At 29.4% G+C, this 14,594-nt stretch carries 11 protein-coding genes; 6 read left to right on the top strand and 5 right to left on the bottom strand.

All coding sequences use genetic code 11. The features are described 5' to 3' along the window. The first annotated feature begins 16 nt into the window (after positions 1-16). The 5 genes from gldK to BTO04_RS08210 all read left to right on the top strand — a co-directional run bounded on the left by gldK (position 17) and on the right by BTO04_RS08210 (position 5,781). Positions 17-1,390: a gliding motility lipoprotein GldK gene (gene gldK / locus BTO04_RS08230; protein WP_087564044.1), complete on the top strand. Its 1,374-nt coding sequence runs from the start codon at positions 17-19 to the stop codon at positions 1,388-1,390. Positions 1,391-1,432: 42 nt separating this feature from the next. Next, a complete protein-coding gene (gene gldL / locus BTO04_RS08225) occupies positions 1,433-2,068 on the top strand; it encodes a gliding motility protein GldL (RefSeq protein WP_087564043.1) in 636 nt (211 codons plus the stop codon). A 45-nt stretch (positions 2,069-2,113) separates the two neighbouring features. Beyond that, a complete protein-coding gene (gene gldM / locus BTO04_RS08220) occupies positions 2,114-3,640 on the top strand; it encodes a gliding motility protein GldM (protein WP_087564042.1) in 1,527 nt (508 codons plus the stop codon). A 16-nt stretch (positions 3,641-3,656) separates the two neighbouring features. Beyond that, a complete protein-coding gene (gene gldN, locus BTO04_RS08215; RefSeq protein WP_087564041.1) occupies positions 3,657-4,511 on the top strand; it encodes a gliding motility protein GldN in 855 nt (284 codons plus the stop codon). Between the two features lie 226 nt (positions 4,512-4,737). After that, positions 4,738-5,781, top strand: a complete 1,044-nt coding sequence (locus BTO04_RS08210; protein ID WP_087564040.1) for an FAD-binding oxidoreductase — start codon at positions 4,738-4,740, stop codon at positions 5,779-5,781. A 212-nt stretch (positions 5,782-5,993) separates the two neighbouring features. On the opposite strand, the gene BTO04_RS08205 is transcribed toward BTO04_RS08210, so the two are convergent. From BTO04_RS08205 to BTO04_RS08195, 3 genes are all read right to left on the bottom strand, one after another. Then, positions 5,994-6,623, bottom strand: a complete 630-nt coding sequence (locus BTO04_RS08205; RefSeq protein ID WP_087564039.1) for a response regulator transcription factor — start codon at positions 6,621-6,623, stop codon at positions 5,994-5,996. Continuing rightward, the gene (locus BTO04_RS08200; protein ID WP_087564038.1) at positions 6,595-8,658 is read right to left on the bottom strand and encodes a sensor histidine kinase; all 2,064 of its coding nucleotides are present in this window, start codon (positions 8,656-8,658) and stop codon (positions 6,595-6,597) included. The genes BTO04_RS08205 and BTO04_RS08200 overlap by 29 nt, the downstream gene beginning before the upstream one ends. Positions 8,659-8,763: 105 nt before the next feature. After that, a complete protein-coding gene (locus tag BTO04_RS08195) occupies positions 8,764-9,150 on the bottom strand; it encodes a DUF983 domain-containing protein (RefSeq protein WP_087564037.1) in 387 nt (128 codons plus the stop codon). A gap of 54 nt (positions 9,151-9,204) precedes the next feature. Between BTO04_RS08195 and BTO04_RS08190 the strand changes: the two genes are divergently transcribed. Continuing rightward, on the top strand, positions 9,205-11,121 hold the full coding sequence (locus tag BTO04_RS08190) for an ABC-F family ATP-binding cassette domain-containing protein (RefSeq protein WP_087564036.1): 1,917 nt from the start codon (positions 9,205-9,207) through the stop codon (positions 11,119-11,121). Between the two features lie 164 nt (positions 11,122-11,285). On the opposite strand, the gene BTO04_RS08185 is transcribed toward BTO04_RS08190, so the two are convergent. After that, positions 11,286-11,663 carry a hypothetical protein gene (locus tag BTO04_RS08185; protein WP_087564035.1) on the bottom strand — a complete coding sequence of 126 codons (378 nt, stop codon included), beginning with the start codon at positions 11,661-11,663 and terminating at the stop codon, positions 11,286-11,288. A 61-nt stretch (positions 11,664-11,724) separates the two neighbouring features. After that, on the bottom strand, positions 11,725-14,583 hold the full coding sequence (gene polA / locus BTO04_RS08180; protein ID WP_087564034.1) for a DNA polymerase I: 2,859 nt from the start codon (positions 14,581-14,583) through the stop codon (positions 11,725-11,727). Positions 14,584-14,594: the final 11 nt, after the last annotated feature.

Here is a 14,594-nt window from a genome sequence, read left to right as displayed (position 1 = left end):
AAAGATATTTTAGAATATGAAGAAAGCAGTAATATATGCACTTTTAATAACAGTTTTTTACAGTTGTGGCTCTAATGATAGAGGAGAATTGGTAGGTGTAAAGGCTAAGAAAAAATGGTTTTCAGAAAAACCATTTGGAACAGCTTTAATACCAGGAGGTTCGTTTACAATGGGTAAACAAGATGAGGATATTATTGGTACGATGAATGCGCCAACTAAAACGGTTACAGTTAGACCTTATTATATGGATGAAACTGAAGTAACCAATAATGAATATAAAGAATTTGTTTTTTGGGTAAGAGATTCAATTGTAAGAACTAGACTTGGTTTTCAAGCAGAATATGCAGCAATGGGTGCAAATCCAGGTCCAGATGGAGTGCCTCTTTCTGGAGGAATTCATGATTATGCTTTTGCAGCAACAGATACTACAGGAGCTAGTCCATATCAAAAATATATGTATGATAATTATTACAGTTTAGGTGCTGGTATCGATTCTATAAAACCTTTAAATAGAGAAACTGATTTGATTTGGGAAAAAGAAGAGTATCCAGATGTAGATTATGTTGAGGTAATGGATTCTTTATATATTAGTAGAGAAGAAGCTGTAGATGGTATTAGAACTTTTAATACAAAGTTTTTAAAATATAGATATTCTTGGTTTGATAGAGATAATGCAGCAAGAGAGGGAGGAGATAGAAAAGATTTCGTAAAAATAGAAATGTTAAATATTTATCCAGATACAACGGTTTGGGTAAAAGATTTTAATTATTCTTATAATGATCCAATGCATCAAGATTATTTTTCTCATCAATCTTATGGAGATTATCCTGTTGTTGGAGTTTCTTGGGGGCAAGCAAATGCTTTTTGTAATTGGAGAACTAAAAAGAAAAATGATTATTTAAGAGGACGAAAAAATGCAACTACGGTTCCAGATTTTAGATTACCAACAGAAGCGGAGTGGGAATATGCTGCACGTGGAGGATTAGAATTTGCAACATACCCTTGGGGAACTGGAGGTACAACAAGTGATAGGGGTTGTTTCTTAGCAAATTTTAAACCTGTAAGAGGTAATTATTCGGCAGATGGAGCTCTGTATACAATGGAAGCAAAATCTTTTAATGCAAACGATTATGGTTTGTATAATATGGCAGGAAACGTTTCTGAATGGACAAATACAGCATACAATTTATCATCATATTACATGGCTTCAACAATGAATCCAAATGTAGAGGATAGAAAAAACAAACGTAAAATTGTTCGAGGTGGCTCATGGAAAGATGTAGCATATTTCTTAGAAGTAGGTTCTAGAGATTATGAATATGCAGACACTGCAAGAAGTTATATTGGTTTTAGAACTGTACAAAATTATATAGGTACAACAAATAATTAATAAAAAAATAATTAATATTCCCCTAAAAAAGAAAATAAAATTATGGCACAATCAAGATCTTATAAAAAAACAATGAACTTCGTTTATGGAATGGGGGCAGCAGTAGTAATTATTGGTGCATTGTTTAAAATTCAACACTTCTCTATTGGGCCTCTTACTGGTGGTTTAATGCTTACAATTGGTTTAGTTGTAGAAGCTTTAGTTTTTGCAATCTCTGCGTTTGATACTCCAGAAGATGATTTAGATTGGTCTAAAGTGTATCCAGAATTAACAGAAGAAGGATTTACATTAGAAAAAGAAGAAGGAGCACAAGGAATGTTATCTCAAAAATTAGATGCTTTATTACAAGAAGCAAATATTGATTCTTCATTAATGACAAGTTTAGGGAATAGTATGAAAAATTTTCAAGGAGCAGCAGAAGGATTATCTGTTGCATCAGAATCTATTTCATCAACTAGCAAATACAATGAACAAGTGTCTATGGCAACTGTTCAAATGGAGTCTTTAAATAGTTTATATAAAGTTCAAGTAGAAAACACTAGCAAACAGACAGAATTAAATAGTGCTGTTGTAGAAAATACTGAAAGATTAAAAGAACAAATGGATACTCTAGCAAAAAACTTATCTTCATTAAACGGCGTTTATGGAGGTATGCTTTCAGCAATGTCAAGTAAATAATAATTAGTTCAACTAAATTTATAATAACTTAAAAAACTAATTAGAATGGCAGGAGGAAAAATGTCCGCAAGACAGAAGATGATAAACTTAATGTACCTTGTTTTTATTGCAATGTTAGCAATGAACATGAGTAAAGAAGTTTTATCAGCTTTTGGTTTTATGAATGAAAAGTTGACTGAAAATAATATTTCAACTACAGCGAAAAATAATGAAGCGTATGCTAATTTGGCAACAAAAGCTTCAGAGCAAGAAGCAAAGTTTGGCCCTTTAAAAATTCAAGCTGATAAAATTAAAAAATATTCAGCAGAGTTTTACAGCTATTTAGAGGAAATAAAAACAAAGATGACTGCAGATATTGAGGATAAAACTGATTTTGAAGCAATGGATAAAACCGCTTTTTTAGATGAGTATTTCTTTAAAGGTGATAAATTTACTACAGAAGGTAATGAGTTTATAGATAAAGTAAATGGATATAGAACAGATGTAACTAGTGTTTTAGGTGCAGATTCTAACTTTTCATCACTATTGAAAAACAGGTTTAATACTGAAGATGATACAAATAGAGATGGAAAAAAGATTAAATGGTTAGAATATCGTTATAAAGGATTTCCTTTAGTTGCTTCATTAACTAATTTAACACAAATGCAAGCTGATATTAAAAACACTGAAAGTGATATAGTATCAGATTTATTAGGAGGAAAATTAGAAGAATCTTTACGTTTAAGTAACTATAAAGGTATTGTCGCATTAGATAAAAACGCCTATTTTGCTGGTGAAAAAGTAACAGGTAAAATTGTTTTAGGTCGTTATGACGCAACGATGGTTCCAGATGCAGTTACCTTAAACAACAGGCCTTATAAAAACATTAAATCAGGACAAGTAATTATAGATATGCCAGCAGGTAATGTTGGGAGTCATGATATTAAAGGGAAAATAGCATTTACTCAAAATGGTGAAATTGTAGAAGTTCCCTTTGAAAGTTCGTATTCAGTAATACCAGAACCTAGTACTGCTGTTGTTTCTGCAGATAAGATGAATGTTGTTTATAGAGGTTTAAATAATCCTATTTCAGTTTCTTTGCCAGGTGTTAGTGATAATAATTTAAGAGTTTCAGCGACTGGAGGAAGTTTATCTGGAGGTAAAGGTAAATATAGTATTAAACCAGGAGCAGCTAAAACGGCTGTTATTAACGTAAGTGCAAAATTAAGTAGTGGTAAAACAGTAAACTCTAAAAAATCATTTAGAATTAAAGACATACCACCAGCAATGGGGTCTGTACGTAATCAATTTGGTACAGTAAGAATGCCAAAATCTGGTTTAGCAAATGCACCAATTGCCGCAGGATTACCTGATTTTGAATTTGATTTAAAAATAGATGTAAAAAGTTTTAAAATTAAAGTTCCAGGACAAATAACAGTTATTGTTAATGGTACAAGATTAAGTGCTGCTGCTAAAAAAGTGTTATCAAAAGCAAAAAGAGGAGATATTATTAATATTTATGATATTAAAGCTTCTGCAAATGGTTATGCACTGAAACAAGTATTGCCAGTTAGTATAGAGTTAACAAATTAGATTAAAAAAATAAAGTATGGTTAGAAATTGTTTAATAGTATTTTTCGCTTTGATAACAACTGGCAGTATAAATGCGCAAGCAAACTTATTGAATGCTCAGTCTGTTAATCAAATAGGAAAGAAAACCGAGCAACAATTGGCTGCAGATAATAATGGGCCAATTCCTTACGGATATGTGGACGATAGAGATGTTTTATGGTCTAAAGTTGTATGGGAGTTTATAGATTTAAATCAGAAAATAAATTTACCTTATTATTTTCCTATAGACACAACAAATATTTCTTTAGACAGAAGATCTTTGTTTGACACGCTTATTAAGGGAATTAAACAAGGTGAAATTAAAGAAGTATATTCAAATTCTTTCTTTACCTCAAAAATTACACAAGATGAGATTGATTCTCGTTTGTTAAATGTTCGTGACGAAAATGGATATTCAGATACATTTAGAATTCAAAGTCAAGATGTAGAAGGATATATGATTAAAGGAATGTGGTATTTTGATAAACGCCAAGGCGAATTAAAATACAGGTTATTAGCTTTAGCACCAATGGGTAAAGATGTGCAAACATTGGGAGTTGCAGATATTGAAGATGAAACTTTATATGAATTATTTTGGGTGTTTTTTCCTTCGGCAAGAGCTGTTTTACATGATGGAAAAGTATTTAATCCTAAAAATATAGCACAACCAATTTCTTTTGACCATTTATTAAATGCAAGGAGATTTGGCTCTGTAATTGTTAGAGAAGAAAACATTTATGGTAATAGAGCCATTGAAGATTATGTTAGAGGAAACTCTTTATTCCAATTATTGGAGGCAAATAAGATTAAAGAAAATATTAGAAACAGAGAAATGGATATGTGGAACTATTAATTAGTTCATCACAAAATTTATATTAAAACGTTTGCGAAAGCAAGCGTTTTTTATTTAGAGCTATTTCCTGCTTTCCACTTTGTCTTTGTAATACTGAAATTTAGTTGACCATAAAAAATGTTAAGAATATTAGTAGATATTTCATGGGTTACAATCAGGGCTAAGCACATTTATTAAATTTTATAAATACAACCATTTTTAAAGTAAACTTATTTATTTTTATCCCATGAGAGTAGAGTATATAATAGTTGGTTTAGGATTGGCAGGTTTAGCTTTTGTAGAAGAGTTAATTAAAGCCAAAAAAACGTTTATAGTTTTTGAAGATGATTCTCAAACATCCTCTTTAGTTGCAGGAGGAGTTTATAATCCTGTTATTCTAAAGAGGTTTACACCCGTTTGGAATGCTAAAGAACAATTAGAAGTTGCACTTCCATTCTATAAAAGTTTAGAAGAAAAACTAAATATAACTATTGATGAGAAGTTTGTTATTAAAAAAGCTTTTAAATCTATAGAAGACCAAAATAATTGGTTTGCTGCTTTAGATAAACCAAAATTGATAGCTTATTTAGACCCTAAAATAGATAGCCAAACTTATAATGGAGTTATGGCTGATTTTAGTTTTGGAAATGTAAATGAAACAGGTAGAATTGATACAAAAAAACTAGTAGAATCTTATAGGAATTACCTTAAAGGCAGGGCGTTAATAAGGTTTGAGAATTTTGAACATCAACAACTAAATCTTGATGAAGAATTAATAACATACAAGGATATTAAAGCTTCAAGAATCGTTTTCTGTGAAGGATATGGAATTACAAAAAACCCATATTTTAATTACTTACCATTAAATGAAGCAAAAGGAGAATTATTAACGATTCATGCACCAGAATTAAATATTGATTTTTTATTAAAATCAACGTTATTTGTGCTTCCTGTTGGAGACAATTTATATAAAGTTGGTGCTACCTTTAATTGGACAGATAAAACATCAAACCCATCTGAAGAAGGTAAAGAAGAGTTGGTAGAAAAACTTAAGAAAGTAATTAATGTTAAATACACTATTGTTTCTCAATCTGCAGGAATAAGACCTACAGTGGCCGGCAGAAGACCTTTGGTAGGTATTCATCCAAAGAACCCTCAATTAGTTGTTTTAAATGGTTTAGGAACAAGAGGAGTTATGATTGCGCCGACAGTTGCTAAAAACCTTTTCAATCACATAGAAAATGGCGAAAAATTAGATGATGAGGTAAATATTAAAAGGTTTAGCAAATAAGTTTATTCATTTTTCATTTCTACTTGTTTTAATGGAGTAAAATATTCTTTTTTTATTATTTTATTTCTAAATTTTTTTTTAAGAATCTAATTTTTACATGTTCATTTTTTACTGAAATAACTTTAATTAATAGCAACAATAAAAAAAGTTGGTACCATTTTTATTTATTTAACTACGGTAATAGAAAAGTAAAAAGTGATACGTATCAATACCTAATTAAATAAATGTTTATTTTTTAAAACCCATGTTAAAAGAGAGCCAGTATCTCGAGGTAAATCTAATTTTAGAATAATTTTACTTCTGTAATTTTCTATAGTCCTTGGAGAGGTAAATAATAGATGACCTATTTCTTTATTTTTTTTATGTTCAGAAATAAGCTTTAAAATTCTTTTTTCAGACATTGTTAATTCTTTAAGAACAGTAACTGATTCTTCTGTAAAACCAATATTATTTTTTAACTCTTTACTAAAATAAGGAATGTTATTAGATACAGACTCGATACAGTTTCCAATCTCTTCAATAGCAAATTCTTTTAAAATATATCCAAAAATTCCTATTTTTTTTGCTCTTAAATAAAAGTCTATTTCTTTGTGAAGGGTAATCAAAATAATCTTAGTTTCAAGATTATTTTTTTTACATTCTTTGGCAATTTCAATACCTGTTTTTAGAGGCATTTCAACATCTAAAATTGCAATGTCTGGTTGTTCTTTTTTAATATAATTTAATGCACTTTGTCCGTCTGTGGCCTTTCCAACAATGTTAATTTTTTTTTCTAATAGTAACTCTTCTAGTCCTTTTAGTAATAAAGGGTGGTCATCTGCTATAAAAATACTTGGTTTCATCTATTTGGGGGATTTGAATTGTGATAGTAGTTCCTTCGTCTTTAATTGAGTTAATCTTTATGGTTCCTTTTAAAAATTTTACACGCTCTTTAATGGTTTTTAAACCTAAACTTTTAAAGTCATTATATTTTTCAAAAAAATCAAAACCTACACCATTATCTCTTATACAAATAGTTACCCAATTTGTATTATTAATAAGTGTTACTTTGGCAGATTCTGCTTTTGCATGCTTAATAATGTTTGATAAACATTCTTGTACAATCCTAAACATGTTTACTTCTTGATTAGGGTTTAAAGATGATTTTAAATCATCAATATCACCAAAAATATAGGTATTTTCATAGCTTTCATCTAATTGACGAATTAGGTTTTCTAAAGCTCTAGTAATTCCAATATCTTCCAATTGAAAAGGATGTAAAGCTCTAGAGATACTTCTCACTTCTTCAATGGCACTGTTTACTAGCTCTTTAGTTTTATCATCACTTGTTAAAGAAACTTTATTTTTGATCAGTAGTAAACTTTGACCTAAACTATCGTGTAAATCTTTAGAAATTCTTTTACGTTCTGCTTCTTGAGAAAGTAATAACTTATGAGAATATTCTTCTTGTATTGCTTTTTTTCTTTTAAGATATATTCTATTTATGAATAAGTAAAAAATTGAGAACATTAAGAGTAAACCAATACTACCAAAAAGAATTAACCCTTTTTTGGCCTCATTTTCTTTTGCTAATAATATAATATATGCTTTTTGAAGATTAATTTCTTTTTCTTTACGCGTTGTTTGATGCAATGTCTCGTAATATAACAGCGCATTTGTTTTAGTTATGTTAAAAATAGAATCTTTAATTTTTGTGTAATTAATATAAGAAGTTAACGCTTTTTCTTTATCACCTATTTTATTATGAATTTCAGAAAGTAATTTCTCACTATCCATAACTCCTTCCACTATGCCATTTTTTATTGATATTTGATTTGCTCTTTCTGCATAGTTTTTAGCTTTGTTATATTTTTTTAATCCAACAAGATAGGTGGCTTTTGCTTTAAAAAATATGTATGAAGACCTGTTTCCTTTATTTAGTTTATTAAATTTTATTTCAGCTTCATCTAGATACTTTTTTGCTTTTATAAGGTTGCTTTGTGATGAATAAAAATTAGAAAGACTACTAAATAATAATACCTCTCTATCATTATTTATAAATTCATCTTTAATACCCTCCTTAACTATTGTATATGCTCTTAATAAGTATTCTTCTTGTTTATGAAAACTATCTATTTTTTTATATGTAATAGATTGATTAAAGTAATCTACATATATATCATTAATAAGGTTTTCTGTAATTTTCTTTTCAATTATTTTATTTCTTTGGTCTATAGCTTTTTGATTAAAACCATTAATACTGTAAATATTTATAATACCTGTAAGAGCATAAAACATATATTGTGTATCCCCTAAGTTTTCATAATATGTAGCTGCTAATTGATGATCTTGTATTGACTTTATATAATTACCAGTATCCAAATATTCGTAACCTCTATTTTGAAGAACATCTGCTTTATAAATAGAATCTTTACTATTGTCTTTGAAGCTATTTATGGCAAGGGTGTAATTTTCTATAGCTTTTTTGTGGTTTTTAGATGTAGAATAAGCATCACCTTTTTTGGAGTAAATATTTCCAATGAGAAAAGAATTAGTAGTTTTATTTTTATATAACGCTACTTTTTCTATAAGATTTAAAGCTCTTCCTTTTTGATTTAGGCGTTTGTCTATAAAGTAAAATGCTTTAATAGCAAAATTAATAGCACTTTCATATTCTTTTAATTCTATCGCTAAATCTACATATTGCTCTGTCCTATTAGCAAATTTTTCAAAGTTTTTTTGATTTTTTAGATCATGAATTAAACTATCTAATGAAGCTAATTTTAATTTCTTGTTTTTAGTTGTGTCAATAACTTTTAGATAGTAATCCTCGTTTTGTTGAGAACAAATTGAAATACTAAAAAACAGCAATATGATAAAAATTATTATAATTTTCATAAATATAGGGGATCACACAAATATCAATAAGATTACCTACTAATACTATAGCACTAATGTATGAAATAATAAGGTAAGTATATAAACAAATTGTTTGCTGCTAACTTACTGTTTTTTAGTGTGTTTAGAGTCGTGGCTCACAAACATATTTATCCAAATAATTCTAGATAAACGTAAATTAACTGGAGCTAAGATTAAAAGAGTAGCAATTATTGCAGAAAAAGTTTGTAGTAAAGTTAAACCAAAAATAAGTTTTGCAACTAAAAAAGTAATAATTGAAAGACCAACAGTAATTCCGTAATTAACATACATAGCTCCATAAAAAAAAGAAGGTTCTATCATGTATTTTAAATTACATTTCGGACAATTATCATGTAATTTTGTAACTTTTGAAGGGTTAAAAGTAAAGCCATATTTAAAGAAATCTCCTTCCTGACATCTTGGACATTTCCCTTTTAAAACGCTGTACAATTTTGTTCCCTTTTTAAACACGAGTAACTGTGATTTTTTAGTTAGTTTTGCAAATATCAAAATTACAATAAATTTATGTTAAACGTACACAACTTAGCAGTTTCCTTTATGGGTACTGATTTGTTTTCGGGAATTACTTTTAAATTAAACAAAGGAGATAGAATTGGTTTAATTGGTAAAAATGGAGCAGGAAAATCTACACTTTTAAAAGTTTTATCTAAGGATATAGAAGCCAGTGGAGGTACAATGGCTTTTGATAAAGATATACAAATGGGTTTTTTACGCCAAGATATAGATTTTGTTGAAGGAAGAACAATTTTAGAAGAAGCGTATCAAGCTTTTGAAGAAATTAAAGAAATTGAGTTAAAACTTGATCAAATTAATGAACAACTTGCTACAAGAACAGATTATGAAAGTGAAGGTTATACGCAATTAATTCATGATTTAACAGACCTTACTGAACGTTATGAACTTCTAGGCGGTTACAATTATCAAGGAGATACAGAGAAGATCTTACAAGGTTTAGGTTTTAAACGTGAAGATTTTGATAAGCTTACAGATACTTTTTCTGGAGGTTGGAGAATGCGTATAGAATTAGCAAAATTATTACTTCAAAATAATGATATTCTACTTTTAGATGAGCCAACAAATCACTTAGATATAGAATCTATTATCTGGTTAGAGACATTTTTAAAATCGTATTCTGGTGCAATTGTATTGGTTTCGCATGATAAAATGTTTTTAGATAATGTAACAAACAGAACTATAGAAATTTCTTTAGGGCAGATTTATGATTATAAAAAACCGTATTCTCAGTTCTTATTATTAAGAGGAGAAATTAAAGAAAAACAATTACAAGCTCAGAAAAATCAAGAGAAAGAAATAAAACAAAAGAAGCTTTTAATAGATAAGTTTAAGGCAAAAGCAAGTAAAGCTTCTATGGCGCAATCTTTAATGAAACAACTTGATAAAGTTGAATTAATTGAAGTAGATCAAGATGACAATCAAGCAATGAATGTTCGTTTTGCAATTTCTAAAGAGCCAGGAAAAATAATTGTTGAAGCAGAAAAACTATGTAAAAGCTATGGTGATAATCACGTTTTAGAAGATGTAGATTTATTAATAGAGAGAAATAGTAAAATTGCTTTTGTTGGTCAAAACGGACAAGGGAAATCTACTTTAGCAAAAATGATGGTTGGAGATATCCCTTTTAAAGGACATTTAAAACTGGGTCATAATGTTGAGATAGGGTATTTTGCTCAAAATCAATCAGAACATTTACCGCCAGAAAAAACAGTTTTAGAAATAATGGAAGACGCTGCAACTGATGGAAATAGAATGCGCGTTAGAGATATGTTAGGATCTTTCTTATTTGGTGGAGATGCTGTGGATAAAAAAGCAAAAGTGCTTTCTGGTGGTGAAAGAAATAGATTGGCATTATGTAAATTATTGCTGTCACCATTTAATGTATTAATAATGGATGAGCCAACAAATCACTTAGATATGGCTTCTAAAACAGTATTAAAAGAAGCTTTAAGAAGTTTTAACGGAACTTTAATAATTGTTTCTCATGATAGAGATTTTTTACAAGGATTAACCTCAACGGTTTATGGATTTAAAGACAAGGTAATTAAAGAATATTTAGGTGATATTGATTACTTCTTAGATCAACATAAAATGGAAAATCTTCGCGAAGCGGAAAAAAGAACGGTTGTAAAAGGTGTTAAATCTACTGATAAAAAAGAAGCATTCCAACTTTCTAAAGAGCAAGAGAAAGAACTTAAAAAATTAAAAAATAAGCTTTCTAATATAGAAGCTGAAGTTGCTGAATTAGAAAAAGAAATTGCAAAGATCGATTTAGAATTGGCTCAAAATTATGATGAAGTATCATCAAGACCAAATTTCTTTGAAAAGTACAAAGCTAAAAAAGCAAAATTAGATACTTTAATGGAACAATGGGAAACTGTTGAAGCTGAAGTTTCTAGTTTTTAGTGTTAACAGTATTGTTTTCTTTAAAATATTTTTAAGATTTTAAAGTTGCTGTATTTTTTATTAAAAAGTCCTAATAAATTAATTCTAGAGATAATTTATTAGGACTTTTTTCTTTTGAAAGAGTTTTTAAACTTTCTACTACTTAAAGTGTATTCACTTTTTTTTTAACTTGCACTTGGACAAAACATTAAGTCAGTAGGATTGTCTACGTCATATAAATACTGATACCCTTTAGATTCTTTTTTACAGAAAGGTTCTATAAGTGCTATCATTTTATTGAAACCGTCTAAAGTTAAAACGCAGAAAAAAGTTTCTTTGTCTTTTGTAAGAATCCCTTCATCAGATTTAAACAACCCAAAAATTAAATTACAATTTCTAGGATATATAAAATCTACCTCAGATAAATCCAATTTTTGTCTTTTTTCAATAATTGTATCTATTAAAAGATCTCTAAACTGAATTGCTTCCGCTTTGTTAAAGTTATACAGTCGAACAATATTTTGTTCATGACCATTTATATCATCAAGATAATCTATTTCCATTCTTTATTTTTAATCTTCTTAAGAAAAACACTTCAACAAACTCAGTGTGGCATTATTAATTTTAGTGTGCTTCCAACCAATTTTCTCCAATTCCCATTTCAACATCTAAAGGAACACTTAATTTAAAAGCATTTTCCATTTCGTATTTTATAATCGGTTTTATAAGCTCTAATTCGTCTTTATGAGCATCAAAAACCAATTCATCATGTACTTGAAGTAGCATTTTAGATTTAAAGTTTTCTTTTTCAAAACGAGTGTGAATATTAATCATAGCAAGCTTTATAATATCTGCAGCAGAACCTTGAATTGGTGCATTTACAGCATTTCTTTCTGCAGCTCCACGAACAACAGCATTTCTAGAATTAATGTCTTTTAAATACCTGCGTCTGTTTAAAACGGTTTCTACATAACCATGATCACGTGCAAAATCTACTAATTTAGACATGTACGTTTTTAGTTTTGGATACGTTTCATAATACGTTTCTATCAACTCTTTTGCTTCACTTCTTGATAAATCTGTCTGATTGCTTAAACCAAAAGCAGAAACACCGTATATAATTCCAAAGTTTACTGTTTTTGCATTACTTCTTTGTTCACGAGTTACTTCACTTAAAGGAACATTAAAAACTTTTGCAGCGGTAGAAGCATGAATATCTTCACCATTTTTAAAGGCTTCAATCATCGTTTCTTCTTCACTTAAAGCAGCAATAATTCTAAGTTCTATTTGAGAATAATCTGCAGCTAAAAGCACATAATTTTCATCTCTGGGAATAAATGCTTTTCTAACTTCTCTACCACGTTCTGTTCTAATAGGAATGTTCTGTAAATTAGGATTGTTAGAACTTAATCTTCCCGTTGCAGCAACTGCTTGCATATATTGGGTATGAACTCTTCCTGTTTTAGGATTTATTTCATTTGGCAACGCATCTACATAGGTGCTTTGTAATTTTTTGTATTGACGATATTCTTGAATATCTCTAATAATTTGATTGTCTTTTGCCAAATAGGATAAAATGTCTTCGCCAGTTGCATATTGACCCGTTTTTGTCTTTTTTGGTTTGTCAACCAATTTCATGTTTTCAAAAAGAACAATTCCTAATTGTTTAGGAGATGCAATATTAAACTCTTCTCCAGCTTGCTCATAAATACTTTTTTCAAGTCTATTTATATCCTCAGCTAAAGCAACAGAAAGTTCTTTTAAGAAATCAGTGTTTAAATTTATTCCTTCAATTTCCATCGATGTTAATACAGAAACCAATGGTAGCTCAACATCATTAAAAAGTTTAGTAACATTTCCTGTTTCTAATTCTTTGTTAAAATGTTCTTTAAGTTGAAGTGTAATATCTGCATCTTCAACAGCATATTCTGTTTGATCTTTTATAGGAACAACTCTCATAGAAAGTTGATTTTTTCCTTTTTTACCAATCAATTCTGTAATAGAAACAGGTAGATAATTTAGGTACGTTTCTGCTAACATATCCATATTATGACGCATATCTGGGTTTATCAGATAATGAGCAATCATAGTATCAAATAATTTCCCTTTTACAGGCATGTTATAGTTTGATAAAACTTTGATATCGTATTTTAAATTATGACCAATTTTCTCAATATTTGTAGCTTCAAAAAACGGGCGAAATTCTTCTAAAATTGTAGCGGTCTCTTCTTGGTTTTCTGGAAACGAAACATAATATCCTTTTCCAATTTCAAAAGAAAAAGCAATTCCAATTAATTCTACTTCCAACGCTTTTAAACCTGTTGTTTCTGTATCAAAACAAACCGATTTTTGTTGCATTAACTTTTTTAATAGTAATTTCCTTGATAAAGGAGAGTCTATATGTTGATAAAAATGACTGGTGTTTTCAATAGTTTTAAATCCTGATGCAACTTCTTCTTCAGTAACGGTTCCAGTTCCAGGAGCAGCAAATAAATCAAATTGGCCCTCAGAATTTGAAGCTGGTTTTTTAGGAGTTGATTTCTCAACTGCGCTCGAAGCAGCAGTTGAAGGTTTTTCAGAAGTTTTTGCAGTCTCATTACTTACTGTAAAAGTTCGTGTAAAATTCACCAACAAGTTTCTAAACTCTAGTTCATTAAAAATTTCTGTAACTTTAGGAATATCTGGTTGATTTAACTCAAAATCTTTCTCGTCAAAAGTTACGGGAACATCTAACATTATTGTGGCTAATTTTTTAGAAAGCAATCCTAATTCTTTTGCTCCTTCCACTTTTTCTTTCATTTTTCCTTTTAGCTCATGCGTATTTGCTAAAAGATTTTCCATAGAACCATAAGCAGCTAAAAACTTTTTGGCAGTTTTTTCTCCAACGCCAGGCAAGCCAGGAATATTATCTGCAGAATCGCCCATCATTCCTAAGAAATCTATAACTTGTAAAGGATCTGTAATTTCAAATTTTGCTAATACTTCTGGAACTCCCCAAATATCATAACCACCACCAAAACGAGGTTTGTACATAAAAATATTCTCAGAAACTAACTGAGCAAAATCTTTATCTGGCGTTACCATAAAAGTTTTATATCCTTCTTTTTCTGCTTGTTTAGAAAGTGTTCCAATTACATCATCTGCTTCAAAACCTTCTTTCACCATAATTGGTATGTGCATTGCTTTTAAGATTTCTTGAATATAAGGAACCGCAAGTTTTATTGCTTCAGGCGTAGCATCTCTATTTGCTTTGTAGGCTTCAAACATTTCAACTCTATCTGCACTTCCACCTTTATCAAAACATACTGCTAAATGATCTGGTCTTTCACGTTTAATAACGTCTAGTAAAGAATTCATAAAACCCATGATTGCAGAAGTATCCAAACCTTTAGAATTAATTCTTGGGTTTTTAATAAATGCGTAATATCCTCGAAAAATTAATGCGTAAGCATCCACTAAAAAAACTCTTTTTTGATCTGACATAGTAAATTATA

The sequence above is a fragment of the Polaribacter sp. SA4-10 genome (assembly GCF_002163835.1).
Lineage (GTDB): Bacteria > Bacteroidota > Bacteroidia > Flavobacteriales > Flavobacteriaceae > Polaribacter.
Note: the sequence above shows the minus strand (reverse complement) of the source record. Positions and strands in the feature narration are given on the sequence as shown.

Excerpts from the sequence above, each read along its gene's own strand:
- gldM (WP_087564042.1), top strand. The coding sequence starts at position 2,114 with ATGGCAGGAGGAAAAATGTCCGCAAGACAGAAGATGATAAACTTAATG.
- gldK (WP_087564044.1), top strand. The coding sequence starts at position 17 with ATGAAGAAAGCAGTAATATATGCACTTTTAATAACAGTTTTTTACAGT.
- BTO04_RS08190 (WP_087564036.1), top strand. The coding sequence starts at position 9,205 with ATGTTAAACGTACACAACTTAGCAGTTTCCTTTATGGGTACTGATTTG.
- gldN (WP_087564041.1), top strand. The coding sequence starts at position 3,657 with ATGGTTAGAAATTGTTTAATAGTATTTTTCGCTTTGATAACAACTGGC.
- polA (WP_087564034.1), bottom strand. The coding sequence starts at position 14,583 with ATGTCAGATCAAAAAAGAGTTTTTTTAGTGGATGCTTACGCATTAATT.
- BTO04_RS08205 (WP_087564039.1), bottom strand. The coding sequence starts at position 6,623 with ATGAAACCAAGTATTTTTATAGCAGATGACCACCCTTTATTACTAAAA.
- gldL (WP_087564043.1), top strand. The coding sequence starts at position 1,433 with ATGGCACAATCAAGATCTTATAAAAAAACAATGAACTTCGTTTATGGA.
- BTO04_RS08200 (WP_087564038.1), bottom strand. The coding sequence starts at position 8,658 with ATGAAAATTATAATAATTTTTATCATATTGCTGTTTTTTAGTATTTCA.
- BTO04_RS08210 (WP_087564040.1), top strand. The coding sequence starts at position 4,738 with ATGAGAGTAGAGTATATAATAGTTGGTTTAGGATTGGCAGGTTTAGCT.
- BTO04_RS08185 (WP_087564035.1), bottom strand. The coding sequence starts at position 11,663 with ATGGAAATAGATTATCTTGATGATATAAATGGTCATGAACAAAATATT.